The 7,074-nt window shown below is 67.5% G+C and carries 4 protein-coding genes; 1 reads left to right on the top strand and 3 read right to left on the bottom strand.

All coding sequences use genetic code 11. The annotated features are described in order from the left end of the window. Positions 1–89: 89 nt before the first annotated feature. The 3 genes from KBZ15_RS15185 to KBZ15_RS15175 all read right to left on the bottom strand — a co-directional run bounded on the left by KBZ15_RS15185 (position 90) and on the right by KBZ15_RS15175 (position 5,196). Entirely contained in the window at positions 90–3,227 is a 3,138-nt protein-coding gene (locus tag KBZ15_RS15185; protein ID WP_255016039.1) for an efflux RND transporter permease subunit, read from the bottom strand. Between the two features lie 40 nt (positions 3,228–3,267). Further along, positions 3,268–3,483: a DUF3136 domain-containing protein gene (locus KBZ15_RS15180; RefSeq protein WP_190388545.1), complete on the bottom strand. Its 216-nt coding sequence runs from the start codon at positions 3,481–3,483 to the stop codon at positions 3,268–3,270. A gap of 225 nt (positions 3,484–3,708) precedes the next feature. Beyond that, positions 3,709–5,196, bottom strand: a complete 1,488-nt coding sequence (locus tag KBZ15_RS15175) for a bifunctional orotidine-5'-phosphate decarboxylase/orotate phosphoribosyltransferase (RefSeq protein WP_255016038.1) — start codon at positions 5,194–5,196, stop codon at positions 3,709–3,711. A gap of 151 nt (positions 5,197–5,347) precedes the next feature. Here KBZ15_RS15175 and KBZ15_RS15170 point away from each other — a divergent pair, with 151 nt between their 5' ends. Beyond that, positions 5,348–7,015: a Na/Pi cotransporter family protein gene (locus KBZ15_RS15170; RefSeq protein ID WP_255016037.1), complete on the top strand. Its 1,668-nt coding sequence runs from the start codon at positions 5,348–5,350 to the stop codon at positions 7,013–7,015. Positions 7,016–7,074 lie beyond the last annotated feature (59 nt).

The following is a 7,074-nucleotide window of genomic DNA, read 5'->3' as shown; positions in this document are numbered from 1 at the left end:
CCCGCCGGATGCTCGATGACGTCGAGCCCTTGGAGGCCGAATCCCTCAAGGATCGGGAGATCTTCGACCTGCTGGGCTTCGACTGACCCCTAGGACTGGGCAGACACGCCAGCCGGCCTAGGTCTGCCCCGTTCCCAACCCTTGATCAGCCGGTACACCACCGGCACCACAAATAGGCTCAGCAGCGTGGCCACCAGGAGCCCGGAAAACACCACCGTGCCGATGCTTACCCGACTGCCCGAGCCGAAGCCGCTGGCTAGCAGCAGGGGCAAGAAGCCCGCGAGCGAGGAGAAGGCCGTGAGCAGAATCGGCCGCAGACGGGCCTTGGCTGCCCCCTGGATTGCCGTATCCAGATCCAGGCCCTCTGCCATCCGCTGGTTGGCGAATTCCACGATCAAGATGCCATTTTTCGCCGCCAGGCTGACCAGCACCAGCAGCCCCATCTGGCCGTAGACGTCGAGCGGTAGGCCGCGCAGCAGCAGGCCGCCAATCGCTCCCAGCATGGCCAGGGGCACGGTGACCAGAATGATGAAGGGGTCGGCGAAGTTGCCGTAGAGGGCAGCCAGCACCAGCACCATCACCAGGATGGCCAGGGCAAACACCCTCAGGTTGTCGCCCCCCGCCCGGGCTTCCTCCCGGGCTAGGCCTGCCCACTCCAGGGACGTGCTGCTTCCCAGTTGCCCCTTGACCTGCTCCAGGCTGGCCATGGCCTGGCCACTGCTCACCCCTTGGCGCGGAATCGCCCTGACGCTGATCGAGCGCACCAGGCGGGTGTGGTTGATCGAGGTGGGGCCACTGGCCTGCTCGAGCCGCACCAACTGGGCCAGGGGGATCAGCTCGCCCTCGCGGTTTTTCACCCGCAGGGCCAGCACGTCATTGGCACTGCGGCGGTCCTGGCCATCGAGCTGCACAATCACCTTGCGCACCTGATCGCTCTCAAAGCTGTCGTTGACGTAGTCGCTGCCGAAGCTGGCGCCCAGGGTGTCCACCACGGCGGCCAGATCCACGCCGAGGGAGGCCATCTGCAGCCGATCAGGCACCAGCTGCACCAGGGGGGCCCCGGCGCTGAAGCGGGTCGAGACCCGCTCAAAGCGATCCGTGGCCCGGGCGGCGCGGATGAACTCCTGGGCCTGCTGCTCGAAGCCGGAGAGGCTCAGCTGGCCGTTGCTGCTGTCGAGCAGTTCGAGCTCCAGCCCCCCTTCGGAGCTGAAGCCCCGCACTGATGGGGCCTCGCTGAGTTGCACCACGGCGCTGGTGATGCGGCTGCGCAGTTTGGTGTCGAGTCGCCTGGCCACGGCCTGGGTGGAGGCTTCAGCGCCGGACCTCTCTTCGATCGGGGCCAGGCGCAGATAGAAGATCCCCTTGTTTGGACTGCTGTCGCCAAAGGAGCGCCCCGCATAGAAATTGGCCCTGGTGATCAGCGGCTCGCTGGCCACCACCTGCCGCACCTGATCGAGCACCTTCTGGGTTTGTTGCAGCCCCAGGCCATCGGCCAGGATCACCACACCCCGCAGCTGGCCGTTGTCTTCCTGGGGGATGAAGGCCTTGGGGATGGTCTGCAGGGCCCCGCCGGTGAGCAGCAGCCCCGCCAGCAGCAGGGCTACCACCAGTCGCGGCCTGCCCATCGCCCACTTCAGCCCGCGGCTGTAGGGCCCCTCCAGGCTTTCGAGCCAGCGCCGCGGTGGATCGATCCAGCGCAGCAGCCAGCCCGGTTCGCGCTGCTGGGGACGCAGCAGCATGCCGCCAGCTACCGGGGTGAAGCTGAGGGCGTTGAGGGTGGAGAAGGCGATGGCGCCGCTGATCGTGATCGCGATCGGGGCGTAGAGGCGACCCATGCTGCCGCCCAGCCCCAGCACCGGGATAAACACCACCACCAGCACCAGGGAGGTGGCCACCACGGCGCCGCCGAGTTCGGCCATGGCTTCCCGGGCGGCCTGCAGCGGGGGCTTGCCGGCCTCCAGCCTGCTGCCGATGTCCTCGCTCACGACGATGGCGTCATCCACGACCAGCCCCGTAGCCAGCACCAGGCCAAACAGGGTGAGGGTGTTGAGCGACTGGCCAGCCAGTTTCAACACGCTCAGCGACCCGATCAACGCCACCGGCACTGCGGCTGATGTGATCAGGGCCAGCCGGCTGTTACCCAGGCCCAGCAGCAGCACCACAAACACCAGCAGCACCGCTTCGCGCAGGCTGGCGATGGTGCCATCGATGCTGCCGCGCACGAAATCGGCCTCATCGACGATCAGCTGCTGCTCGATGCCCGGCGGAAACTGGGGGGAGAGCTCCTCGAGGGCCCCATTCACCGCCTTGCTCACGGCGATGGCGTTGCTGCCGTCCCGCTGGTAGAGCACCACCGCCACGGTGGGTTTGCCCTGGAGGTTGGTGGCGATCGTGTCGTAGGTCTCACTGCCCAGGCTCACCCGGCCCACGTCCCGCAGCAACGTGACGCCGCCATTGGGGCTACGGGCTACCACCAGCTGCTCGAATTCAGCCAGGCTGCGTAGCCGCCCCTCCATGCGCAGGGGCAGGGTGATCTGCTGGCCGGCCGGGCTGGGCGCTTCACCGGCCTGGCCCAGGGCGGCGAGAACATTCTGCTGCTGCAGGGCGGCCCTCACCTCCGCGATCGTGAGTCCTCGCTCCTCCAGCCGCATCGGATCGAGCCAGAGGCGAAAAGCCAGGCTGCTGCCGCCGGAGAGAACCACGTTGCCCACCCCAGGCACCCGTTGCAGTCGCTCCTTCACCACCTGGTCCAGCCAGCCACTGAGAAAGGTGTCGTTGTAGAGGCGGGGATCGGCGCTGAAGCTGAGCACCATCAGCAGGTCGTCGGAGCTGCGCCGCACCTGCACCCCAAACCGGGCGACCTGGGCCGGCAGTTGGCGGGTTATCACCGCAACTTCGTTCTGGGTGTTGATTTGGTTGAGTTCGGGGTCGCCCCCCTCAAATCCCAGGGAGATCGAGCTGCCGTTGGCGGAGCTGGTGGAGCGGATGCTGTCGAGCCGCTCCAGACCGTTGAGTTGCTGCTCCAGCAGGGCGGTGACCCCCTGCTCCACCACCTCGGGGCCAGCTCCGGGGTAGGTGGCTCGCACTGTCACCCTCCCCGGGGCGATCGGGGGGAGATTTTCCACCTGAAGCAGGGGCAGGCTGACCAATCCCGCCAACAAAACCAGCAGGCTCACCACCAGGGTGAGAACGGGCCGGCGCAAAAAGGGATCGGAAATCGATTGCATCGGCGCCCGGGAAATCAGGCTGGGCAGGTTTGGCGGCTGCTCAGGCCAGGTCGCGCTTCAGCACAACGCAGAGGTAATCAGGAGCTTTGTAGCGACTGGGCAGGCAGATGTGCAGTTGCTCAAGTCGGCTCCAGCAGACGGTGCGCTGGATTGCAGCCACGGTTTTACCTTCCTTGAGAAGCAACCGCAGGGCTTTGCAATAGAGCGAGTAATTCGCCTCGAGTTCGCCGATGGTGAGTCCCTGGCTGCTGCTCATCGCTCGCGGGGGCGTCAAGGAGTTGCGAAGACGCCCTTCCACCCTAGGGCCTGGGGGTCAGCCAACTGGAGCTGCCTCCAGCTTTGAGCAAGGGCGGTGATGGATTCGGCGGCCCCACCCCATTGATTGCGGGGTCACGCTAGGTGAGATTCGTTATAAGCAGCCCAGCAAATCAGCCTAGAAAATCAGTAGCCAGCAAATCTGTAGTCAGCAAGTCACTGGCCATCAGGGTTGGGTAGCCGGGCTGGGGGCCAGGGTGGCTGCCTGGGCGTCACTTAGCCGGCCAGCCCGGTGCAGCACCGTGGTGATCTGCTCGATGTTGAGCACGGAGTGGCAGCGGTACCCCGCCGCAGCTAGGCGTTCTCGGGCTTGGCGGTCGTGGTCACCGCCGTGGTCGATGAACACCACCACATCCTCCACCACCAGCCCCGAGCTCTCGAGCTTGGCGATGCCCTCCAGCACGCTGCCGCCGGTGATCAGGATGTCGTCGACGACCACCACCCGATCGCCGGCGTCGAAGTCCCCCTCGATCAGCCGGCGCGCGCCGTGGGCCTTCACTTCCTTGCGGGGGTAGATCAGCGGCTTGTGCAGCTGCAGGGACAAACCGGTAGCGGTGGGGAGGGAGCCGTAGGGGATGCCGGCGATGCGATCAAAGTGCAGGCCCTGAAGCTGGCTGGCATAGGCGTGCAGCACCCGATGGAAGAGGTTGGGGTCGGAGATGATCTGGCGCAGGTCTACGTAGTAGTTGAAAACGGCGCCCGAGGCCTGCACATACTCACCGAACAGCAAGCAGCCGATATCGAACAGGTCGACGATCAGGCCCTCCAGGGGGTCGGCCGCTGGTTGGGTCCCAGGCAGCCACAGGGCGCAGGTGTCGGCGTCGCCCCGCTCGCTGTTTTCCAGCCACCGTTCCCGCTTGGCCATGATCTGCAGCTTGAGCGCCTCGGCCCGGCTGGCCATGTCGTCTTCCACCAGCAGGTTTTGGGGCAGCGGTAGCAGCAGCCCATCGGCGGCGGCCCCGAGGCCTGCCTGCAGCATGGCGTCGAGCTTTTCCTCTTCTCCCCAAAGGCTGCGCAGGATCAAGAAGCGCTCCGGCGCTTCGGAGCGCACCCGCGCCAGGATCGCCGGATCGCTGGTGCCCACCTCCAGCAGCAGCTGGTCGGGAGTAGCCCAAAGCTGGGTTTCCCGCACAATTTGCAGATAGAGCGGTGCCTCCTCATTGGGGTAGTGCTGGATCTGGCGCGCCGCCTGGTTCGAGCTGTGGCAGGTCATCACCACGGCCTTGTCTGGGTAGAGCAGGAAGGGGGCGGCGATGTCCTGGCCGGCCAGGGGGGAGAGGGTCACCGCATCGGCGCCCAGGTCCTTGAAGAGGTAGTGGGCCAGGGCCGAGGAGGAGTTGAGGTCGCCGTGTTTGGCGTCGATGATTAGGGGGAGATCGCGGGGCACCAGGTCGCGCACCTCCAGCAGCAGCTCCAGCCCCACCGGCCCCAGGGCCTGATAGAAGCCCAGGCTGGGTTTGTAGGCGCACACATGGGGTGCGGTGGCCTCGATCACCGCCTTGATCCAGTGGCGGGCCTGGCTCAGGAAGGAGCGGCCCGCCAGGCCGCGCCGCGCTGCCCAGCTCTGCAGCATTTCTGGATTGGGATCCAGCCCGGTCACCAGCAGCGACTGGCGGTCGGCGATGGCGTCGGTGAGTTGAACGAAGAAGCCCATCACCCGAAGGCTGCCTGGGCCTGTTGCTAAGCCCGCCTTTGGCCTGTGCGCCGCCGGCTGACACAGCTCTTCGCAATTAATGCCCTTGCCAGGGCCACCATGGGCAGTGCAGTGTCTCTTGGCTGCCGCCGATGACCCAGCTCCGCCGCAGATGACCCAGCCCCTGCCCCTTGCCGGCAGTGCCCTGTTGAGTGCGGCCGGCGGCCTGGGGTTGTTTCTGCTGGGGATGGGCCTGATGACCGAGGCCCTGCGCAGCCTGGCGGGCAACCGGCTGCGCCGGGCCCTGCTGCGCTTTACCCGATCCGCCTGGAGCGGGGCCGCCGCCGGTGCGATCGGCACGGCACTGGTGCAGTCTTCGAGCGCCACCACCGTGGCCACGGTGGGGTTTGTCAGTGCCGGGCTGCTCAGCTTCCAGGCCTCGCTGGGGATCATCTTCGGCGCCAATGTGGGCAGCACGGGCCTGGGCTGGCTGGTGGCCCTGCTGGGCATCAAGTTTGAGCTGGCCGGGGCGATGCTGCCGCTGGTGCTGGTGGGGGCAGGCCTGCGGCTGCTGGGCCGCGGCCGCCAGGCGCTGCTGGGTCAGGCCTTGGCTGGGATGGCCTTGCTGTTTGTGGGCATCGCAGCGCTGCAGCAGGCCCTGGCTGGTCAGGGATTGCTGCTGGATCCGGGACGCTTTGATGCTGCAACCCCGCTGGGGCGGTTGCAACTGGTGCTGCTGGGCCTGTTCAGCACCGTGATCACCCAGTCGTCGGGGGCGGGGGTGGCCACCACCCTGGCCGCCCTGGCGGCCGGCGTGATCGGCCTGCCCCAGGCCTGTGCCCTGGTGATCGGCATGGATGTGGGCACCACCGTGACCGCCCTGATGGCTTCCATTGGCGCCAGCCTCAGCGCCCGCCGCACGGCGGCGGCCCACGTGATCTTCAACCTGTTCACAGCGGTCGGGGCCTTTCTGCTGCTGCCTGCCTACCTGGCCCTGCTGCGGCTGGGCTGGCCGGCCCTGATTGAGCGGGGCCCGGAATTTGGCCTCACCGCCTTCCACAGCGGCTTCAACCTGCTCGGTGTGCTGCTGGTGCTGCCATTCACGGCGCCTTTCGCCGCGTTGATCCGGCGTCTGGTGCGGCCGGGGGAGGGCCGCCTGATCGACGATCTGGCCGACACGCCTCCCGCCGATCCCGCCGCCGCCATCAGCCAGGCCCGCCACTCCCTGGAGCCGTGCCTGCTGGAACTGCTCCAGCTGCTGCGCGATGGGCTCGGCAACGGCAGGCTCGGCAACGGCAGACCCGGCCCCAGCAGGCCCGGCCAAAGCGCCCAGCGCCTGGTGGTGCTCCAGGCCGACCTGGACCGACTCGAGCTCTACCTCGACCAGATCCATCTGGCTCCGGCTCCCTCGCTGGCGCAGGTTGAGGGGAGGGTGGTGGAGCCCGGCAAGGCGCTTCTACACCTGTTGTTGCATGGCCTGGATCACTTGCAGCGCCTGCATGAGCGCTGTGAGGAGGACCAGGACCGCCTGCGCACTGCCGCCACCAGCGCAGGCCTGGGCAGCGAGCGCAGCCTGCTGCTGGAAACCCTGGACCAGCTGCCCAAGTTGGTGCAACAGGGCCGCTGGCCCCAAGCCAGCGACCTGGCCAGCGCCAGCGCCCAGGCCTCGCATCGCCGCGTGGCTCCCTACCGCCAGGAGGTGCTGGCGGCGGTGGCCCGGGGTGAACTCGACCTCGATGCCGGCACGGCCCGGCTGGAGGCGATTCGCTGGCTGCGGCGGGTGAGTCAGCACCTGGAGCGGGCCTGCTATCACCTCGGCGCGATCGGGGCGTCAAGCTGAAGCCGCCAGGGCAGGGTTTCACCGGCATGGAAGGGCACCAGCTCGACGGCGGTGCCGGC

The sequence above is a fragment of the Cyanobium sp. BA20m-p-22 genome (assembly GCF_024346275.1).
GTDB lineage: Bacteria > Cyanobacteriota > Cyanobacteriia > PCC-6307 > Cyanobiaceae > Cyanobium_A.
Note: the sequence above shows the minus strand (reverse complement) of the source record. Positions and strands in the feature narration are given on the sequence as shown.